Source organism: Sulfurisphaera ohwakuensis, from assembly GCF_009729055.1.
GTDB classification, from domain to species: domain Archaea; phylum Thermoproteota; class Thermoprotei_A; order Sulfolobales; family Sulfolobaceae; genus Sulfurisphaera; species Sulfurisphaera ohwakuensis.
Genome location: NZ_CP045484.1, coordinates 763,532 through 781,493, shown reverse-complemented (window position 1 = coordinate 781,493; position 17,962 = coordinate 763,532). Strand labels below are relative to the sequence as shown.

Sequence of the window (17,962 nt, the reverse complement as noted above, 5' to 3'; positions counted from 1 at the left end):
TTTTAAATATTTTTAATTACTTCTAATTACTGTGGAGAGGTATTTAACACCTAGCGAGGTAGCTGAAATATTTGGGATGAGTAGGAGTGGTGTTATTAAGTGGATTAGGGAAGGGAAAATAAAGGCTATTGAAATTAACGGTAGGTGGAGAATACCTTACAGTGAAGTAGAAAGATTAATAAGTGGAAAAGAAAGAGTTAAACAAGTAGCAATTTACGCTAGAGTCTCATCAAACACACAAAAGGACGACTTGGAGAGACAACTAAACACGTTGAAGGAATGGGTTAAGAAAACCTTCGGAGAAGTGAGTGTAACTGAAGTTAAGGACATTGACTCTGGGTTGAAAGAAGATAGAAGAGGATTAAAGAAACTCATAGAATTAGCCAAGAGGAGGCAAATAGATGCAATAGTAGTAACATACAAGGACAGACTAACACGTTTCGGCTTCGAATACCTCGTAGAGTTATTCAAAGCTTACGGAGTAAACGTCATCGTGGCTTTCCAAGATGAACCAAAGGATTACATGCAAGAGCTAGTAGAGGACTTTGTAGAAATCGTTAAGTCCTTTGCTTCAAGAATTTATGGCCATAAGTACGAGAAGGTGATAAAATGTGTTGAAGACGTTGAAAAGGACAGTTAGGTTAGATAGTGACTATCTGAACAAGTGGAAATACAACGTTCTTAAAGAGATTGAGGAATACCAAAGAAACATAGTTAATGAAATGATTAACATAATACTCTCAGAGGACTTACCAACTACAAGGAAGAAGTTGCACGAGAGGTTTTACAGTTATTATAAGGAAAAGTATCCCTTCTTACCTTCAAGGGTTATTGAAGGATCCTATATCGTTGCCGGTAGGATAGTTAAGAGCTTTAGGGAGAGGAAAAAGAAAGGACTAACGAGAAAGGAGAAACCAGAGTATAAGAGGGTCGTGATCACAATCCCTAACACGGTTAATTGGAAGTTTAACAGAGTGTCTGTTAGCGTTTTAACCCACAAGGGTTGGGTTGAGATCCCCCTCAAGTTCACTAAACAATTCATCCACTATTTATATGAGGGTTGGAGGGTTTCTCAAGAACTCAAGTTAAGGTTAGTGGGTAGGAGAGTCCTAGTCTGGTTAACATTTGAGAAGGACGTTGAGGTTGAAACGAAAGAAGGTAATTACGTTTCTATTGACGTTAACGAGAATAATATCACTTTAGCGGTTTTTGAGGGTTTCAAGCTCAAGGAGTTGAGGCGTTATGAGACTGGATTAGGGAGGATTGTTATTAACTACTCCTTGAGGAGGGAAGAGGTTACTAAAGGGTACTCAACTAAGGACGAGCTAATTAAGAAAAAGTTGAGGAGGTTGAGGGAGAGGGAGAGGAAGCTTGATATCTTGAGGAAGAGTGTTAAGAGGGTTGTTGAGTTGGCTAGGGATTTAAAGGTAAAGGTTGTGGTTGGTAAGTTTTCATCAAAGGCTAAGGAGAGGATGGGGGGTAACAAGAATGGTAAGCTTAGGCATAGGATTCATCAGTGGAGTGTTGTTAAATTCATTGAAATGCTTAAGGCTCAGCCAATAGATGTCACGGAGGTTTCAGAATCATATACTTCTTCCATAAACCCATTTGATGGTGAGAGGTTGGGGAAGAGTAAGCAAGTAGTGGAGAAGGTTATCAAGGTTTTTAATCCCTACCTGATGACGGGCTCTGCTCACGAGGGTAGGGGTATTAAAGTAATCAAAGTTACTGCTAGGTACTTAGATGGTGGGGAAATATTGTTAGAAAGGGATTCCATTGCACCTCTTAACCTTGTAAAGAAGGTGGATGGGAGGGTATTGGTGTTTCCCTCGACTAGTCCCAATGAGTTAAGGGTGACTGTGTATGATCCCTTAAGAGGGGTGCCCGTGGTGGAATTAGAAATAATTAAAAGTAAGGGGAAGTTACGCCACGGGTAAACACTGATGAAGGAAATATTTTAGTTGATACTGGTACACCGGGTAGTGGAAAAATTCTTCAAAATTACTTAAAAGATGTTAAATATGTTATATTTACACATTCTCACATAGATCATATTGGTGGGGCTAGTGAGATTAGAGGATTAACTAACGCAGAATTTTGTATCCATGAGAAAGGGAAAGAGTACTTAGAGAAAGGGCTAATAAGAAAGCCTGTTGTACACTCTCTCGGTCTAAAAATTGTTTTTCCTCTCTTCTCACTTTTCTCCAGAGGATTAAAACCAACTAAAGTTGATTGTACTCTTAAAGGTGAGGAGGAAATTGTAAAGGGAGTGAAGGTACTTTACACTCCTGGACATACTGATGATTCCATTTCTCTCTATTTAGAACCAATAAATTCAGTTATAGTAGGTGATATGTTACAAGGAAGAGGAAATTATCTAACGTATACTCAAATTTATGAAAATATAGAAGAAATGATAAAAAGTGTACAAAAAGTTTTGGATTTGAAACTAAATTTCATTTATGTTAGCCATGGCAAAAGTATGAACAGTAATTACGTTAAAATTTAGGTGAAAAGTAAGAAAAGTATTATGCCAACGTAAAAAACAGTACCAGCAATAAACCATATTTTTGGGTCTTCTATTTTTTTAAACTTTCCTCTTACTAGCGCATCTAAACCAAAATCCTGGGCACCTTTATATATAAGGTAAAGTTCTATGATCATCATTAATAAGTTTATCCCGTATTCTTCTGTATCTACCCAATATGCTGAAAGGAAATAGATCAAGTTAGTATAAAATGCTACCGTGTTGGTAAATCTAGTCATTAGACCTAGAAGATTTAGTATTCCAAACGATATTTCTCCAATCATTACTAGCTCCCCTACTAATAAAACGTGAGGTAATACCACATTTTCTAAAAATGGTCTCATAATAGGGCCTTGCATTAAGACTTCTATAGTTATTCCCACATAACTAGTAGAGCTGGGGTTTAAATAACCAGGATTAAGGAGTTTCTCAAATACACCAGCATAAATCCAGATAGTGGCTAAAGCTAATCTCATAAAATTTGGCCAAAATTCAATCTTTAATTGACTCATAATTTCACCCTATTAGCTAAAGTATTCGATATCTTGTATATTTCATATATACCTAAACCAATAAGGAGAAAGCCCAGAAACGTAGGAGAAGCTAAAAATATAGCTTGCAAAATTCCACCCGTCCACGTTCCTGCAATAAATGTACCATATTTCCACATTATACCTTTAGTTAATGGAACATTTGAGAGAAGGAATAAAAGGGAGTTCATTGCTGTTGGAGTTAAGCAACATATTCCAGCTATTGTACCTATGGAAGGGACAGAAGCTGAAAGGAATCCAGCCAATGAGTTAAATGACGTTATTCTAAATGAGCTTGGAACTTTCCATTCATAAGCATGCAATGATACATATATCAAGGACATAATATAATAACCTAAAATTAAAGCTATAGTAAGTACCACGTCGTTTATTACGCCAAGAAAAAGTAACCATGGATTAAATACGAAATTACCGTAAAGCGTAAGTCCGTAACCTTGATATGAGATTTTTGTTAAAGGCAAAAAATATGGGCTGATATTGACGTTAGGTAAAAGTAATAGGCCAGAAACTATCATAAACGAGATAAAATATGAGATTATGTAAGTAAAGACTAACCATTTTCCAACACTGTCCTTTAAAGTAGCTTTTATTACATTCCTTAACCTCATAGGACCAGAAACAAGGATAAACCTACCTTTTTTCATTCTGTAAACAACATAACCTATGAGTATACTTAAGATGACGTAAACGATACAGATTAAAAGGAAAGGATCTAAAAATGATACTTGGCCAGAAGTTGTAAAAGGATAATACCAGAGGAAATATACTTTTAAACCAGTTATTACTATAGGTAAGAATACAGTGGCATTAAAGAAGATGAAAACGTAGAAAAAAGGGTTTATTTTCATTAAACTCACCTAGCAGTGAAGTCCAGTTATCGGTGGTAATAGTACATTATCAACCAGATATGTTGCAGTAGAAACACTAACTGGTAAAATAAAAGCTGGTGCAGTAGTTAATGGTACCTCATAAGCTACACTAAGAGTTTGTAAGTTTATTAGAACTATCATTCCACCACTTGAGACTGAACCATGCATAACAACGTAAGCATAGCTTTCACCGGGAGTTATTCCAATATCTGCTAGCCCTTGTGGGTTTATACTAGGTAAGGATATAGTTTGAGTAATTTGGAAATTTGAAGTGGAAATTACTACAACTTCATTTTTATTTGCCGGAGCTTCTAAGTAATATTGACCATTTGGAGTAAAGACTCCCCTTTGTGGAGTTATTCCAGAAGGCATCTGAACCATGCCCATATATTGTAAGTTCGGAAGCGAATAAAATCCTACTGAGTCATTCCCAGCATACTCAACTGCAACCATCGTACCTTGCATATTTGGAGATACCATATAAGGTTGTGAACCTAAAGATGCTACTACCATTTTAACTACACTTCCATTAGAGGCTGAGATTAAATCAACAGTATTGTTAAATCTCATAGGAACTATAAGATATTCGCCATTAGGAGTCCATCTCACATCACATGGATAATAAGTTTTCCCAGTAGGAGAAACGAAAGTGTCTTTCCATACTACTTGTAAATTTTTCAAATTAATTATTTCAACTACTCCAGAAGGACCATCTGCAATAGCCACATATTGTTGATTCGGCGAGTAGGCAACACCTATAAACCCAACACTATTTCCAACACTTAATGTTTCAACAACTTTTAACGTTGTAGGATTTATGATATAAACACTTCCGTTATTTACTGGTATAACAATATAACTTGCATTGAACATCTCTCCTGCAGGAACTTCATCCCAATAGTAAACTTGCTGTGGTACACTAGTAGAAATATTTACAACATGCTGAAAACCGAGAAAGTTAGATGTCTGAGTAAACGGATTTATTGCTTGAACTATCCCTTTTTGAGTAAATACAAGTAGATAGAAGTTGTTATTTGGAGCTGATGAAGAAGAGACAGTAGCCGAAGATGATGGAGAAGAAGTAGTGATAGAAGTAGTAGTCGACGGGCTTTTCATCATTATATATGCTGCTCCTATTCCTATTAGAAGTATAACTACAATACCCACTAGTAATAGGATTTTATATGACATTCCCCTCTCAAGTTTGCTTCTTTTCTTCATACATAATTATTGTAAGCAAAGTAGGTATTTAAAAATACTTGTTTTTTAAACCCTTTATTCAGAAATATCACAACTAAGTTAAATTGTAATTATTAAATCCACTTTATCAATAACAGACCTATAAAAATCTGGGAAACAGCCAATCCTTGCAGAGTTTATCAACTTATCCGCAATATTCCGCATATATACACATTGATCACAAGCTTGCAAATAGATTCCCTTTTCTCTACTCAGTTTATCTAATCTCTCAGCTAATGGATTCCCTCTCAAGAGTAAATACACATTATCGTGAATAAAGAACATGCCTACAACTTCTACGTAATGCCTATCTTCCTCTAACTGAGGTACTATCATATTACCTAAAATATAACTTCCTAAATTTGACTCAACTATGTAGGCCACTTTTTTCATTTATAACACCCAAAAATTGTTCCATTATCTTTTTTGCTATATCGTTTAATGTAAAACCCTTTATTGAGTTAATGAATTCCTTAGGATCCTTCTTTTCTTCAAATGCCTCACACAATGCCTCCAAAGTAATTATAGTGACTGGGCATTCACTTGATTTATAAGTTATTTTCTCTCCATCGTAAAATAGTTTAAACCATCTACTCTCATCTATTCTAACTGTTGCAATTTCTTTTCCCTTAGGTTTATCATACACCCTCTTTATTAAGAAATCTGAAGCATATTTTCTCGTAATTACACATCCACAGTCATCTTTCACCATATTACTCACCTTTAATCGGTTCGTTCCGTATGCTTTAAATAAAATATATTACACTCGCCCTCAATAGGAAGGCGTTTTAACGCATCTTCATTGTAAAATGAGTTATTCTCTACATCTAACCTTGCTGCAATTATATTATCACCATTTACTAATGCCGTAAACAACCATCCCCTACCTATAGGTGCAGCTGAAATGACTGTATAACCTTGATATTTAATGTCTTCTAGTTGCAATTGCATAGCTTTTCTTTGCTCAACGATCTGATCAAAATAAGAATAAAGGAAAGCTCTGAAATCGCTCTCCTTTATTAGTTCTTTTATCTCATTTTCTTTAACTTCTTCCACTACTTCAGTATAATTAGTGTATGTTCTTGTATTATCTAGCTTTATGAAAACAAATGAAGCGTAATCTCCCATGTTGTATATTTCGTATCTGCAATTAAATAATCTAGCGACCTCTGGTAGTGTGTACTCAATAGCTGCTGGATTATCTATTAAAACCTCTAAAACCTTTCCTTTCTCCATCTTTAGTAACTTTTGTTTAGTCTTTATTTCTGGTACTGGACAAGAATATCCTCTTAAATCTAATATTTCATCTGGTACTGTCTTAAATAAAACTGTTTTATTATCCCTAGAGTACTGTACCCCAACATATTTAACTATTGAAGCACCATATTTTTCTATGTTTTTAGCAATTCTATTTATTATGCTGTTAACAATTAGTTTATCTCCTTGACCACTAATTTTAATTTTATCACTAGAGAATTCTATATAAATTTTGAATTTACCATTTTTGTCAAAAATATCAATTCTATCTATTTTCTTAACTATAAAGCATGAAAACTTAAGAAGGCGTAATAGTTCAATTTCTCCCTCATAACCCCAATCTAACTTTTTTATGGATTTTAAGCAATACAATTTATAATATTTTTCTATATCTATAAGTGTAATTGGGTTAGATAACTTTAATTCCATCATGATAAAAACCTTACTAACTACTATATAAATTTTGTACAATTTTCATAATTTTTAGGAATAATAAATAATTTTTATATTTCATGGTAAGATATAGTAACTCATGGAATTAAATCTTATAGGCTTATGTTGCTCACAACCACACTTAACAATTTATTCTAAGTTAAGAAAAATGAAGGAAGGAGACAAGATAAAAATAATTACAGACGACTTTACAATTGTAGAAAGAGACGTTATACCGTTAGCAAATTTTTTCAGATGCAAATATTCAGTTGTAAAAGATGAAGATAAGTACATAATCTACGTGGAAAAATAATAAATTTTTAGTTAAAATTATGTTATTAATACAAAATTTAAATAGAAGAACAAACAACAAAATTATGATGAGTATTGAAGAGAAATTGAAAAACGAAAAGCCTACAGAAGTTTTAGATGTTAGGGGGGAGGAGTGTCCTATACCAGAAACTCTTGCAGCTAAGAAACTAAACAAAATGGCTGATGGAGAAATACTTGAAGTTCTAACTGATCACCAACCAGCAGTAGACGTAACATTACCTTACCTCGCTAAGAGATTTGGTTACCCTTACATAATCATTAAAAAGGATGATTATTATGTGGTAAGAATTCTTAAGCTTCATGAAGAAGAAAAAGGTGCTGTACAGTTAAATGATGAAATTCAGGTTAATTTACCTTTTAATAAAGTTACTGAGGCTTTTCTAGATCCTTCAATACTAATGAGCTTTGTTCCCCAAGTTAAAGGAGTTAAACAGATCAATTATTCAGCTTATTCCATATCAATGAAATATATAATTCCTTTTGAATTACCTTTATTTATAAAAATGGAAAAATACTCTAATACAGTAATTATAAAGTATGAGAGTTATAATAAAATTGCTTTTTTAAAAGCTACGTTGGGTTTCGATTTCTTCATTTATGATCATAAAAAGTATACTGGAATTAGAGTTAGGGAGTGGTATGAAGGACCTTTAAAGTTCATGTGGAAAAATGAAATAAACAAACATATTACCCTTGCAAAAGAGAAATTACCCAATTATTTAATCAAATTAATTTCAAACTAATTAATATAAAGGTTTATAAAGAGGTATTTTTTAAAAACGTGTTTTTCATTAATTATTTTGGGGGTTAAAAATGAGTGAAGATCTTAAATTACGAAATCCAGATCAAGTATTAGATGTAAGAGGCGAATCTTGTCCAGTGCCAGAAATGGAAGCAAGTAAAAAATTGAAGAAAATGAAAGTTGGCCAATTACTTGAAGTTCTAACTGATCACCAACCAGCAGTAGACGTAACATTACCGTCATTAGCAAAGAACTTAGGTTATCCATACTTAGTAATTAAAGATGGTGAGGTTTATCGCGTGAGAATACTTAAGGTGAAGTAATTAATGCCACCAAGTATGATATTACAGCCTGTATATCAAGAGAGTTGGGCTTTAATTTATGGTCTTTTTGGTTTAAGCGGTTTTATTTTAGGATGGGTAGCACAAAGGGGAAATTATTGTTTTGTTAATGCAATGACTTCAATTTTTACAACTAGAAGTTTTGAAAGATTTGGAGCCTTACTAATTCTATTTGGACTTTCAGCATTAGGTTGTGGCTTACTTGTAGCTTTTGGAATAATCCCAGCTGTAGATCAATATTATTTTAACTATTTTGCGGGCTGGTACATTCTTGTAGGATCTTTTGTATTCGGCTTTGGAGCAGCATTAGCTGGAGGATGTAATTTATCTATGCTTTATAGAGCTGCAAGCGGTTACGTTCAAAATTGGATAGAATTATTTGGTATGATGATAGGGACTTATATCTTTGCTATTGGTATTTGGCCTTTTCAACAATACACTATGGAAAAAGGAATATTCTCAACTACATTAGGTGGTTATGTAGAGTACTTGCCCTACGTTATATTTCATTCCGTATCTCCAATGGCTGTGTACATGACTACACTCATTCTGTCTTTACCTTTAATTATTCTGGGAATTTACCTACAACAATACACTAAAAAGAAATGGAGTATGAATTTTAGAATGAGTACTCCTGGAATTATGGCATATAAGCCACCAGCTCCAATAAGTGTTGGAAAAGAGGGTGAAGAGAAAAAGGATTGGAAAAAGGAAGCTTTAGACATGCTACTGTTAAAGAAACCTTACGGTACCAATTTATCAACAGTAATTCTAGCTTTAGATATGATCTTTGTATTCATTGTGGGTGCAGGTTATACTTTCAATTACCTAGTAATAACTTCTTCTGATGGTGGTAGATTCTTTGAATACTTACTGATGATCCCCGGAATAAACTTATTCCTAAATACCCCATGGTTTAACGACTCATTACCTATAGTAGATCCTAGCACATTAATGGTTGTTATGCTATGTATAGGAGCGTTTGCAGCATCATTTTTGAGTGGTGATTTCAAAATTAGAATACCAAAAGAGAAAAAGAGGCTATTAATAGGATTTCTTGGAGGAGTACTAGTAGGTATAGGAGTAAGAATGGCATTAGGGTGTAATGTAGGATTAATGTGGACAAACTTTGCTCAACTAGGTTATGATGGGATAATCTTCTTATTTGGAATGTTAGGGGGTGTATGGCTAGCTGTAAAAGTTCAGGAGAGGTTATGAGAAATGGTGGAGAGTAAATATATTAGAAGAATAATAGCACCTTTAGTCTTATCACTTTTCGCTATTGGTTGGTACCAGTTTAGTAAAATATATCTTACACATGCTGATAACTTAGCATTATCTAATGCTAATTTTGCAGTATATGTACAAACACAGCAATTTGACGGATATTTAACAGCTACTAAATACATTTGTTATGCAATAGTTTACTTAGGTCTTATCCTCTTCTGGTATAATCTAGTAAAATTTGTGGAGGTGAAGGAGAAACATGGTTGACTATGCTATAATGATGGTATCTGGAGAAGAGGAAAAAATATATATGGGGATTATAACTGCAATAGGCTTAGTTTCTGGAGGAAATAAAGTATATATGTTCTTTACAATGGACGCATTAAAAGCACTAACTAAGGAAAATGAGAAAATCATGCTAAATAATGCTAAGCCGTTAAAGTACTACATGGATAACCTTATTGAGATGGGAGAAGAAGATGTAGAGATTGCAGCTTGTGAATTTGGAATGAAAGTTAAGGGAATTACTGAAGACCAATTTATATATAAGGTTAAACAAAGCGGTGTTTCAGAATTTGCCTTAAAAGCTAATGAAGCCAAAGGAGTTCTTATTTTTTAAATTGAAGAAGCCACTCAGCAATGGAATTCAAGCGTGCATATTCAGATATATGAATAAAGATTAATATATCAAAAACTGAAATTGATCCTAATAATGAAGATATTTAGGATAGCGGCACCAAGCCAAGCAGGTACTGGAGGAGAATTAAGGGCTTATAAAGTCTTACAATACTTAGGAAAGAAGGCAGAAATAATTCTAGTCCCACCTATTGAGTATCTCTGCAGGGATTATGCGAAGAAAAATCTTGATTTATTAAAAAAGTATAACATAAAGGTACCGGATCTAGTTTTTGATTATCTAAACAAATGCAAATTTTCAAGAAATCCTGTATCTATGATGGACATTGAGTTAAAATACTATTCTAATTTTATAGAGGAAGTAAAAGATAGTGACATTATATTCTCGGATCATGAGTCCTATCTCTATATGAGAGTAATGTCTTATTTCAAAAAACAAAAGTGGTATAAAGACAGTTTTGTTAAACCAAGCAGGGAATCTTGTAAATCTTAAGAGCATAACGTGGAACCTTAGGGTTAGGGGTTTAAATTTAACTACTCTATTAAAGTATATAAGAAATCTTTATACGTTTAGAGTTTTCAGCTACTATGCAAAAGATCTTGATCTTTTATTAGGGGTTTCGTGGACTTCAGTTGAAGAATTAAAGAAACTAAAAATAGTTAGACAAGATACTCCTTCAAAAGCTTTAAATCCGCCCCTAGCTTTAGATTTAAGCCATTACCCTAAGCAGAAAGTAGAGAAGGAGAATTATGCAGTCTTTTTTGCTCGACTCATACCAGAAAAGGGGATCTTTGACCTTATTAAGATATGGAAAGAAGTTAAAAAGGAACTAAATAATGCAAAACTTGTTATTTGTGGAAAATTCTACAATAAAAAGATAGAGAATAAGTTTCTCTCAATGAAGTCCAAAGATATGATTTATGCTGGTTTTCTTCCAATAGAAGAACTATATAATACTGTAGCTAAGGCGAAAGTTTTTATATATCCCACTCATTTTGACTCGTTTTCACTTGTTATGTTAGAATCCTTAGCCATGAAAACGTCGGTAGTAGCTTATAGCTTACCTGCAATAACTGAAATATATGGAAAACTAAATGCAGTAAGGTTAGTTAAAGAATTTGATATAAAGAATACGGCGAAGGAAGTTATCAGTATATTCCAGCTTAAGGAAGAAGACTATAATTCTATGTTTGATAAGAAATATGAAGAATTTATCTCTTTTTACAGTTCGTGGGAAAAAGTAGCAGAAGAAGAATATAACACTCTTAAGCTATTTCTTAACTCATAAAGCTGTAAATGTATCTGAAACAAGTTAACGATTAGTATAATGTTTCAACATTTAGTAGTATTTGCTTATAAATACAAATTTTTCTATATTATAAAAATTATTTTATATTCGAGAAATTGCTTAAAATCAGCTAACAATTACCTTGGTATTTTCGTTTTTATCATTCTTGAAGACTATTAGCGGAATATTGATAAAAGATATGAAAAACATCAAATGTTTCTGGTAAAATTCATAGTTAGTAAAGAAAAATAATTGATAGAATCTATATTTTATTCTTCATGAAGAGAAGGTCAATTGTCTCTGCTTTTTCAGAGTTAAATTTATTTTTATAAAATGCGAACATATATTTGTATTTATTTATGTTTTTAAGCGGAAATGAGTATTTCTTTAATTCATTATAGTAAAATTTAAAAGGTGATATTTTGAGACTCTTATTTGGTGAGTGAAGATGATAGGAAGAATAATAAGTGGAATTGGAGGATTAATTACTATAGTAGCTAGCCTAACTAGCATTGTAACAAGAGAGCCATTAATCAATCATTTGGTCAAAGTGCTAGCGGTCTCCGGTGATGCAGTAATTGGACTAGGAATCATAGGCCTAATAGGATCTATTGTAACATTCTACGGCGTATATAAGAATGATTGGAAATTAATGATTGAAGGCGGTATAGTAGGATTATTCGCACCATGCGTACTATCAATACTAAGTATTATTGGAGGATTAATGGAAGGTAGAAGTAAAGTAACAACTAAGTGATTTTTTATATTAAACAGTTATAATTTCCTAGCTTCCAATAAAGTAATTTATTTTTTGAAATTAAAGGAAATGTGCTATATAACCCATTGAATTGTCATTAAAAATTAGGAGATTTTATTTACACATTTTACATCAAATATATTATTCATAGGACTTAAATGATTATAATAAATTCTCGTAACTAATCTCTTAATGCACAAGTGATATTAACATTAAAAGTTGTAAGTTAACTCTACTTAAAAGGAGTCTATAACCTTGCTGATGATATGACGTGAACATTGCGGAATAAACACTACTTTTCTTGTTCTGAGAACTTGCTTATATTCTCTAGGAATTGTATGTATAACCAAGTTTTATTACTTAGTTAGCAATTATACGACAATCGATATATTTTATAATTTTCATTAGCTTTTCGCAAATACTTATCCTTATCACAAAATATACGATAGGATCAAGTGTTTTAAGATAGAGAATTTGCCTTTGAAGTTTTTTGAAAAATATCTAATCGTGGAATTTTCTATGAAATATTGACTTGTTATCAGAAAGGATCGATCTCTTCACCACTTAGTCTTCGGACCTATCATCATCTCAACTTATTGATTAACCAGTTTTGTACTCTTAAAAATGTTTTTGTATATATTATTCTTTTAAAGGGCGAATAATATATGCGAAGTTTAACTAACGATAAGAACATAAATATTATCATTTTAATTAAATTTTTAGATATTTTACTGTCTTCCTCCTTGTGGTTATACGAGACAGGTATTTCTTTTACGGAGTATCCTCTTCTAACAAAGGCATAGACTAAGTTTGTATCAAAAACATAATCGTTCATTACTAGCTCGTTAAGGACTTCTTTAGCCTTGCTTACATTTATTAATTTAATTCCGGATTGAATATCCTTAAATCCTCTTAAAGAAGGAAATAAGAGTTTAACTAAAAACATATAGCCATGATGTAAAAATCTTCTTTTAGGTGGCATACTGCTTAAATCTCTATAACCAATTACAAGATCGGCATTTTCATTAGTCACTTTTTCTATTTCTGTAGTTGGTTGGTCAGCATCAAGGATTAATGCCTTTTCTCCATTAACAAGTTGTAATCCAACTTTTATTGACCCACCTTTTCCCAGCCTTGTCTTATTCTCGTATACCACACCACCAAAGCTTTTTACTATCTCTGGAGTCTTATCATTTCCTTCAAATATTACTATTATTTCGACATTAGGAAGTTTTTGTTTTATCAAAGAAAGTGTTTGCGAAATTCTTCGTTCTTCATTATATGCTGGAATAATGACGTAAAGCATTATATATTTTTGAATTCTTCTATTTAAAAATTTTTCTCTTTATTATCACCATACCGAGTTCACTTATAATTATGGGAATAATAATTGAGAGTAATGCTAAAATGTCATCTTTCATCAACTCTCCTTCTAAGGTATCATGTATAACTAATTCCTTACCTCCACTGTGATATAAGTTGAAAAGAGAAGCGTTCTCAGATTTTCCATAGTTTGAGACCCAATACGGAGAATAGGCAAAAGTAAGTAAAACATATTTAGAGGCATAAGCTGGGATTTTGAATTGGGTAGGAGAAATCCAATCAATTTTCGCTGGAATCAAAATACGACTTAGATTCTCACTAAGAGATATAGTAGAGGAATTAGTATAATATGCATAAGACGAATTTAGATTGACCTTGTAAATATATAGTGGGCCAAAAGTTTCTACTAAAGAAACCCATCCAAGTTTTTGTAAATAATTTAAATTTTGAATATATGGTTTTACTGGCAAATATAAAAGTGAAATAAATGAAATATTACTATATGCATCTCCTTCAATAATTATATATTTTGCATTAAATAGAAGCAAAAAGTTATAAATTTCTGTCATCTCACCTTTATTAGAAATATTGAGATTATATAACAAGAAGTTTAACTTATAATAATAGTAATAGAAATATGCCCCAGAATATATACCACCTACAAGGATAGGATGGATAGAATAATATAGGTAGATATTATTACCATAATACCAGGTTGTGGAGTACCAGCCATATTGTACAGTTGGAAAAACTAAAACAGTAAAATCTCCTTTCTGATGATTAAGATAATTAATTGCTTGAAGAAAATATGAGGGAACGTCTACTCTATTAGCTAATTGCCCAGACAAGATTGGTAGATTAAAAATAGAAAATAAGATCAAAAATAGAATTACAAATCCCTTTTGATATTTCTTTATCAATGATGGTATAATTATAGAGAAGAGTAACCCTGCAAATGGTGCAGTAGCGAATTGTGTAGTTCTAAGAACTGCAAAAAATGCATAGTGCAAAACCAAAAATTCCTCTGTAGGTAACCAAGGAGAAATGGAATCAAAACCAAGAATTATTAACCATATCAGAGAAAAGAATTTAATATCTCTATGGTTGGTTAAAAGTAATGCTAAGGCTGAAATAAAACTCATAATAAGCAGAAAGATTAAGTTTATTTTCGCTGGAGTTACTGCAGACAAGTACGAGGTTATAGAAGCATATAGAGGAGAAGAAGATAGATGAACTACTAAAGAGGTAGAAGCGTTAGTAATGTTCTGAAGTTTAGGAATAATAAAGGATGCAAACGAGAAAATCCAGTAAAATTGAGAGATTGTAAAGGAAAGCGTAATGACGATAAGTTCAATTATTCTTTTTCTTAGGTAATATCCTATTAATAAAACGAAACCTAGCCACACTATTGGAAAAATTTCACCAGATGATGCTAAACAATAAGTAGTCAAAATTGTAATTATAGAATAAGCCTTAAAGAAAGAGATACTTCCTTCTCCCAATAACATTGAGTAATAAAGTATGATTGGCAAAAAGAAATATATAAAGGTTATATTCCAGAAAATATATGGCATTTCTATAAATCCTATAAAAATAAACCAATTTGTTAAGTATAAGAAGACAGCCAACATTGAGGGTAAAACAGAGTAATATCTTAAGGAAATTTTGAACATATAGATTGAACCTAACACTGAGAGAATCGTTGAGAAAACTTCCTCTCCAAGATTACCAAACGGGATAAAAGGAAGAAAGATAAGATTAACCCAAGATGTACTACTAACCCCTGGTACAAAACCATAGGGATAATTAGTAAAAGCATAGAGTACGGGGTTTATTAAATAGTTAGACTGAACTCCGTTGCCTATAAAAATTCCTTGGTCTCCTGCATAAATAGGAAATCCTCTATACCATAAATAATTGATTATAACGCTAAGCATTAGAGGGTAAATTATATCAATTCTCCTTATTAATCTGTTTAATTTTTCCATAAATTCTCACCAACCAATCCTTGAAGATAACATAGAGTAACGATATTATGAAGAATATAACACTAGCAAGAATACTAATTCCTAGATAAGAAGGTGTAGCGGATCTAATTATCACGTAATATAACCCAGGCTTTAAGATCGTCGAAGAATTAAGGAATTTAGAGTTGTTGACAGAGTAAACATATCCTTTTAGAATTGACACATTTACCTCCGTAGATAAATTAAGTTTAACAAGGATTTTATTAGCAGTTTGTTCCTCTTTAAACGAAAAAGGTATAATATGTTGAAGTAAAGGTATTAGTTTACCACTTTGATTATAATATGGTATTAATTCAATTATCATTGGTTCCTCCGCATAATAGTATAATTCAATCAGATCAATAGACTGATTTATCGGTATAATGGTGGTATTCTTGAACTCTTTAATTCCACTGGGACTAGATAAAATAACGTAAAAGTAAGTTAGATCAGTAACATTCATTTTGAAATAAAGATATCCCTCAAATTTCTCTAAAGCCGATAATGAGATCCAAATTTCAGAAGTCTGTGGACCACTTAGTATTTTCCAATATATCCTATCTCCTTTAACGGTAACATTAGAATCGGATATATTTAGTACTTTAGGTGGGGTAATTAACGACTGATTAACCTTTACTATTAAAGGTAATGGTTGATTTATATATACGGAATTATTTGAGAGTGTAAAATTCTTATCTTGTTGAACAACAATATACTTAGCTAAATCGCTTGAATTTGTTATAGGATATGGTGAAAGCAAAGAATAACTTCCATTCCACTTTACTAAACCAAAGCTTCTATTTTCTAATTGGTTTACTATTTTCTGTACGTTGGCAGGAACACCATTAAAAGTCAAGGAAGGAGCCAATGTAAAGCCTTGAAATACTACGAGTGTAATTAATAAAATAGGCAAAATAACTTTACTTTCTTGCGAAAGTAGAAGAGATAGGAGTATAACGATAGGAAATAGTATCGCTGAATAAGGCAAGTCTAAAGCAAAATATGCTGAAGAAATAACTAATAAAATAGCTAGAGCTTTTCTATGACTAAAGAAAGCCAAAATTGAAGCTACTGTAAAAAGGATATAAACTTCTAAAGAAGGTAATGGAAATTTCTCATTAGGAAAACCTATAAGTATATAAGGAATAAGCCAAAATAGGGAGAATAGAAACGAGAAAACTGCATACTCTTTCCGTTTATTTAACAGCAGTGAAGATAGTGTAAAGACAAATGGAAAAGCATAACCAGATATAACTGTTAAACTGGAAAAAGCAAGAAATCTTTTGATATCTAATTTATTTACAAGGTAAAGTGATAAAGGTAATGTTATGTAAGCTAACGTTAAAGAGGGAAGAAAAATTGGCGTTAAAACAGAATAGATAAAGGAAAGTAACAGTTTGTTCTTTTCAAAGAATAGATAAGCTGACATTCCAGATGCAAAGTAAAGTAAAAATATAAGGATATGTAAACCTATGCTTTGACCAAATTTCGATATTAGAAAATATGAAGCATAATATAAGGGAAACTCATCTATCCTCAAGTTATAACCATAACCAAGAATATACAAAGATAAAAAGTTCTTGAACAGAAAAGAGTCCAAATTCCACCAATAATAAGAACTAGGTAGAGGTAGTAAGAAAGTTGTTAAAGGGAATAATAGAAGAGTAAGAGGTACTTTAATTCTCTTAGGTATCTTAACTTGTGAAGATTCCATTATTAAAGATATAACACCAAATACAAGGTTAAAATAAGCCAGATTACCGAACAATACTGGTTTAACAAAAGGTGATAAAATAAGGAAAATAATACCCGAAGCTACAATACCCCTAGAATCATACTTCAAAAGATTATAGGCAACAACAAGACCTAGAAATACATAAAGATCAACTATAGATGAAGATTCAAATAGAGATAGGGTTATACCTAAAGGTATTAGAACGTAAGAAATAGAAGGATAATAAAATGAAGATATAGAAGCTATTGCAATTACCATAAGTTCATATGAAGGTATATAATTAGATGCTATAAAGGGGAAAATTAGAAGAATAAAGAGAAAGTTAAATTTTCTTTCTCCATAAAGAGTGGAAAACGCGATTGCAAGCAAGTAAGAGGATAAAATAGCATAATTAGGTAACTTTAACATGGTAATAACAAGAACAGATATAGCTAAGGAAACAGTAACTAGGAGCTTTTGCACAATCTTAAACTATTTAACAGTTTTATAAAACTATTCACATATATAAACGAAACGTTCATTAAGATTCGAAGTTGCTTAAGTCATATCTAATTATTAAATTAGGTTTTATAGAAGTATCAATAAACCTTGTTTGCTTAATAGAAGAAAAACTCTTGTATCTAATCACACCACAAAACTCCTTATAAACTTTAACCAGTAATGTTCACTTTAGTTCATCTATATATTAGACGAATCTT

At 32.1% G+C, this 17,962-nt stretch carries 20 protein-coding genes and 1 pseudogene; 12 read left to right on the top strand and 9 right to left on the bottom strand.

Annotated features, from left to right (window positions below; genetic code table 11):
• The first annotated feature begins 31 nt into the window (after positions 1-31).
• From D1869_RS04555 to D1869_RS04545, 3 genes are read left to right on the top strand one after another with little or no spacing between them, the layout of a single operon-like run.
• The gene (locus D1869_RS04555; RefSeq protein WP_156014111.1) at positions 32-640 is read left to right on the top strand and encodes an IS607 family transposase; all 609 of its coding nucleotides are present in this window, start codon (positions 32-34) and stop codon (positions 638-640) included.
• A complete protein-coding gene (locus D1869_RS04550) occupies positions 612-1,937 on the top strand; it encodes an IS200/IS605 family accessory protein TnpB-related protein (RefSeq protein ID WP_156014110.1) in 1,326 nt (441 codons plus the stop codon). The genes D1869_RS04555 and D1869_RS04550 overlap by 29 nt, the downstream gene beginning before the upstream one ends.
• Before the next feature lie 17 nt (positions 1,938-1,954).
• A complete protein-coding gene (locus D1869_RS04545) occupies positions 1,955-2,509 on the top strand; it encodes an MBL fold metallo-hydrolase (RefSeq protein WP_311732964.1) in 555 nt (184 codons plus the stop codon).
• On the opposite strand, the gene D1869_RS04540 is transcribed toward D1869_RS04545, so the two are convergent.
• The 6 genes from D1869_RS04540 to D1869_RS04515 form a co-directional block, all read right to left on the bottom strand.
• Positions 2,506-3,039 carry a DoxD domain-containing protein gene (locus D1869_RS04540; protein ID WP_156014109.1) on the bottom strand — a complete coding sequence of 178 codons (534 nt, stop codon included), beginning with the start codon at positions 3,037-3,039 and terminating at the stop codon, positions 2,506-2,508. The genes D1869_RS04545 and D1869_RS04540 overlap by 4 nt on opposite strands.
• On the bottom strand, positions 3,036-3,926 hold the full coding sequence (locus D1869_RS04535) for a hypothetical protein (protein WP_221267116.1): 891 nt from the start codon (positions 3,924-3,926) through the stop codon (positions 3,036-3,038). Before D1869_RS04535 ends, D1869_RS04540 begins: the two co-directional genes overlap by 4 nt.
• A gap of 9 nt (positions 3,927-3,935) precedes the next feature.
• Positions 3,936-5,168, bottom strand: a complete 1,233-nt coding sequence (locus D1869_RS04530) for a YncE family protein (RefSeq protein WP_156014107.1) — start codon at positions 5,166-5,168, stop codon at positions 3,936-3,938.
• 78 nt (positions 5,169-5,246) lie between these two features.
• Entirely contained in the window at positions 5,247-5,579 is a 333-nt protein-coding gene (locus D1869_RS04525) for a DsrE family protein (protein WP_156014106.1), read from the bottom strand.
• A complete protein-coding gene (locus tag D1869_RS04520) occupies positions 5,554-5,898 on the bottom strand; it encodes a hypothetical protein (RefSeq protein ID WP_156014105.1) in 345 nt (114 codons plus the stop codon). Before D1869_RS04520 ends, D1869_RS04525 begins: the two co-directional genes overlap by 26 nt.
• 11 nt (positions 5,899-5,909) lie before the next feature.
• Positions 5,910-6,875, bottom strand: a complete 966-nt coding sequence (locus tag D1869_RS04515) for a sulfurtransferase TusA family protein (protein WP_156014104.1) — start codon at positions 6,873-6,875, stop codon at positions 5,910-5,912.
• A gap of 100 nt (positions 6,876-6,975) precedes the next feature.
• On the opposite strand from D1869_RS04515, the gene D1869_RS04510 reads away from it, so the two are divergent.
• From D1869_RS04510 to D1869_RS04475, 9 genes and pseudogenes are all read left to right on the top strand, one after another.
• Positions 6,976-7,188, top strand: coding sequence for a sulfurtransferase TusA family protein (locus tag D1869_RS04510; protein ID WP_156014103.1), 213 nt, complete (start codon positions 6,976-6,978; stop codon positions 7,186-7,188).
• A gap of 67 nt (positions 7,189-7,255) precedes the next feature.
• Positions 7,256-7,507, top strand: a pseudogene (locus D1869_RS15350) (sulfurtransferase TusA family protein); the annotation flags it as partial.
• Positions 7,508-8,021: 514 nt separating this feature from the next.
• Complete coding sequence (locus D1869_RS04500) at positions 8,022-8,273, top strand: sulfurtransferase TusA family protein (RefSeq protein ID WP_156014101.1); 252 nt, start codon at positions 8,022-8,024, stop codon at positions 8,271-8,273.
• A 3-nt stretch (positions 8,274-8,276) separates the two neighbouring features.
• Positions 8,277-9,509, top strand: coding sequence for a YeeE/YedE family protein (locus D1869_RS04495; RefSeq protein WP_156014100.1), 1,233 nt, complete (start codon positions 8,277-8,279; stop codon positions 9,507-9,509).
• A 3-nt stretch (positions 9,510-9,512) separates the two neighbouring features.
• A complete protein-coding gene (locus tag D1869_RS04490; RefSeq protein WP_156014099.1) occupies positions 9,513-9,785 on the top strand; it encodes a hypothetical protein in 273 nt (90 codons plus the stop codon).
• Positions 9,778-10,137 carry a DsrE family protein gene (locus D1869_RS04485; RefSeq protein WP_156014098.1) on the top strand — a complete coding sequence of 120 codons (360 nt, stop codon included), beginning with the start codon at positions 9,778-9,780 and terminating at the stop codon, positions 10,135-10,137. The genes D1869_RS04490 and D1869_RS04485 overlap by 8 nt, the downstream gene beginning before the upstream one ends.
• Positions 10,138-10,230: 93 nt before the next feature.
• Complete coding sequence (locus D1869_RS15345; RefSeq protein ID WP_231113709.1) at positions 10,231-10,647, top strand: hypothetical protein; 417 nt, start codon at positions 10,231-10,233, stop codon at positions 10,645-10,647.
• Positions 10,613-11,443 carry a glycosyltransferase family 4 protein gene (locus tag D1869_RS04480; protein WP_231113708.1) on the top strand — a complete coding sequence of 277 codons (831 nt, stop codon included), beginning with the start codon at positions 10,613-10,615 and terminating at the stop codon, positions 11,441-11,443. Before D1869_RS15345 ends, D1869_RS04480 begins: the two co-directional genes overlap by 35 nt.
• Before the next feature lie 448 nt (positions 11,444-11,891).
• Entirely contained in the window at positions 11,892-12,200 is a 309-nt protein-coding gene (locus D1869_RS04475; protein ID WP_156014097.1) for a hypothetical protein, read from the top strand.
• 583 nt (positions 12,201-12,783) lie between these two features.
• Here the strand turns inward: D1869_RS04475 and D1869_RS04470 are convergent.
• The 3 genes from D1869_RS04470 to D1869_RS04460 are packed head-to-tail and all read right to left on the bottom strand — an operon-like array spanning position 12,784 to position 17,726.
• Positions 12,784-13,506 (bottom strand): glycosyltransferase, encoded by a 723-nt coding sequence (locus tag D1869_RS04470; protein WP_156014096.1) that lies wholly within the window; start codon positions 13,504-13,506, stop codon positions 12,784-12,786.
• A 19-nt stretch (positions 13,507-13,525) separates the two neighbouring features.
• Positions 13,526-15,511: a hypothetical protein gene (locus tag D1869_RS04465; RefSeq protein ID WP_156014095.1), complete on the bottom strand. Its 1,986-nt coding sequence runs from the start codon at positions 15,509-15,511 to the stop codon at positions 13,526-13,528.
• The gene (locus D1869_RS04460) at positions 15,477-17,726 is read right to left on the bottom strand and encodes a hypothetical protein (protein ID WP_156014094.1); all 2,250 of its coding nucleotides are present in this window, start codon (positions 17,724-17,726) and stop codon (positions 15,477-15,479) included. The genes D1869_RS04465 and D1869_RS04460 overlap by 35 nt, the downstream gene beginning before the upstream one ends.
• Positions 17,727-17,962: the final 236 nt, after the last annotated feature.

What these genes read in the sequence shown, in the direction of transcription:
- D1869_RS04525 (WP_156014106.1), bottom strand. Translation starts at nt 5,579, where the DNA reads ATGAAAAAAGTGGCCTACATAGTTGAGTCAAATTTAGGAAGTTATATT.
- D1869_RS04520 (WP_156014105.1), bottom strand. Translation starts at nt 5,898, where the DNA reads ATGGTGAAAGATGACTGTGGATGTGTAATTACGAGAAAATATGCTTCA.
- D1869_RS04490 (WP_156014099.1), top strand. Translation starts at nt 9,513, where the DNA reads ATGGTGGAGAGTAAATATATTAGAAGAATAATAGCACCTTTAGTCTTA.
- D1869_RS04470 (WP_156014096.1), bottom strand. Translation starts at nt 13,506, where the DNA reads ATGCTTTACGTCATTATTCCAGCATATAATGAAGAACGAAGAATTTCG.
- D1869_RS04500 (WP_156014101.1), top strand. Translation starts at nt 8,022, where the DNA reads ATGAGTGAAGATCTTAAATTACGAAATCCAGATCAAGTATTAGATGTA.
- D1869_RS04465 (WP_156014095.1), bottom strand. Translation starts at nt 15,511, where the DNA reads ATGGAAAAATTAAACAGATTAATAAGGAGAATTGATATAATTTACCCT.
- D1869_RS04475 (WP_156014097.1), top strand. Translation starts at nt 11,892, where the DNA reads ATGATAGGAAGAATAATAAGTGGAATTGGAGGATTAATTACTATAGTA.
- D1869_RS04485 (WP_156014098.1), top strand. Translation starts at nt 9,778, where the DNA reads ATGGTTGACTATGCTATAATGATGGTATCTGGAGAAGAGGAAAAAATA.
- D1869_RS04510 (WP_156014103.1), top strand. Translation starts at nt 6,976, where the DNA reads ATGGAATTAAATCTTATAGGCTTATGTTGCTCACAACCACACTTAACA.
- D1869_RS04515 (WP_156014104.1), bottom strand. Translation starts at nt 6,875, where the DNA reads ATGATGGAATTAAAGTTATCTAACCCAATTACACTTATAGATATAGAA.
- D1869_RS04530 (WP_156014107.1), bottom strand. Translation starts at nt 5,168, where the DNA reads ATGAAGAAAAGAAGCAAACTTGAGAGGGGAATGTCATATAAAATCCTA.
- D1869_RS04540 (WP_156014109.1), bottom strand. Translation starts at nt 3,039, where the DNA reads ATGAGTCAATTAAAGATTGAATTTTGGCCAAATTTTATGAGATTAGCT.
- D1869_RS15345 (WP_231113709.1), top strand. Translation starts at nt 10,231, where the DNA reads ATGAAGATATTTAGGATAGCGGCACCAAGCCAAGCAGGTACTGGAGGA.
- D1869_RS04495 (WP_156014100.1), top strand. Translation starts at nt 8,277, where the DNA reads ATGCCACCAAGTATGATATTACAGCCTGTATATCAAGAGAGTTGGGCT.
- D1869_RS04535 (WP_221267116.1), bottom strand. Translation starts at nt 3,926, where the DNA reads ATGAAAATAAACCCTTTTTTCTACGTTTTCATCTTCTTTAATGCCACT.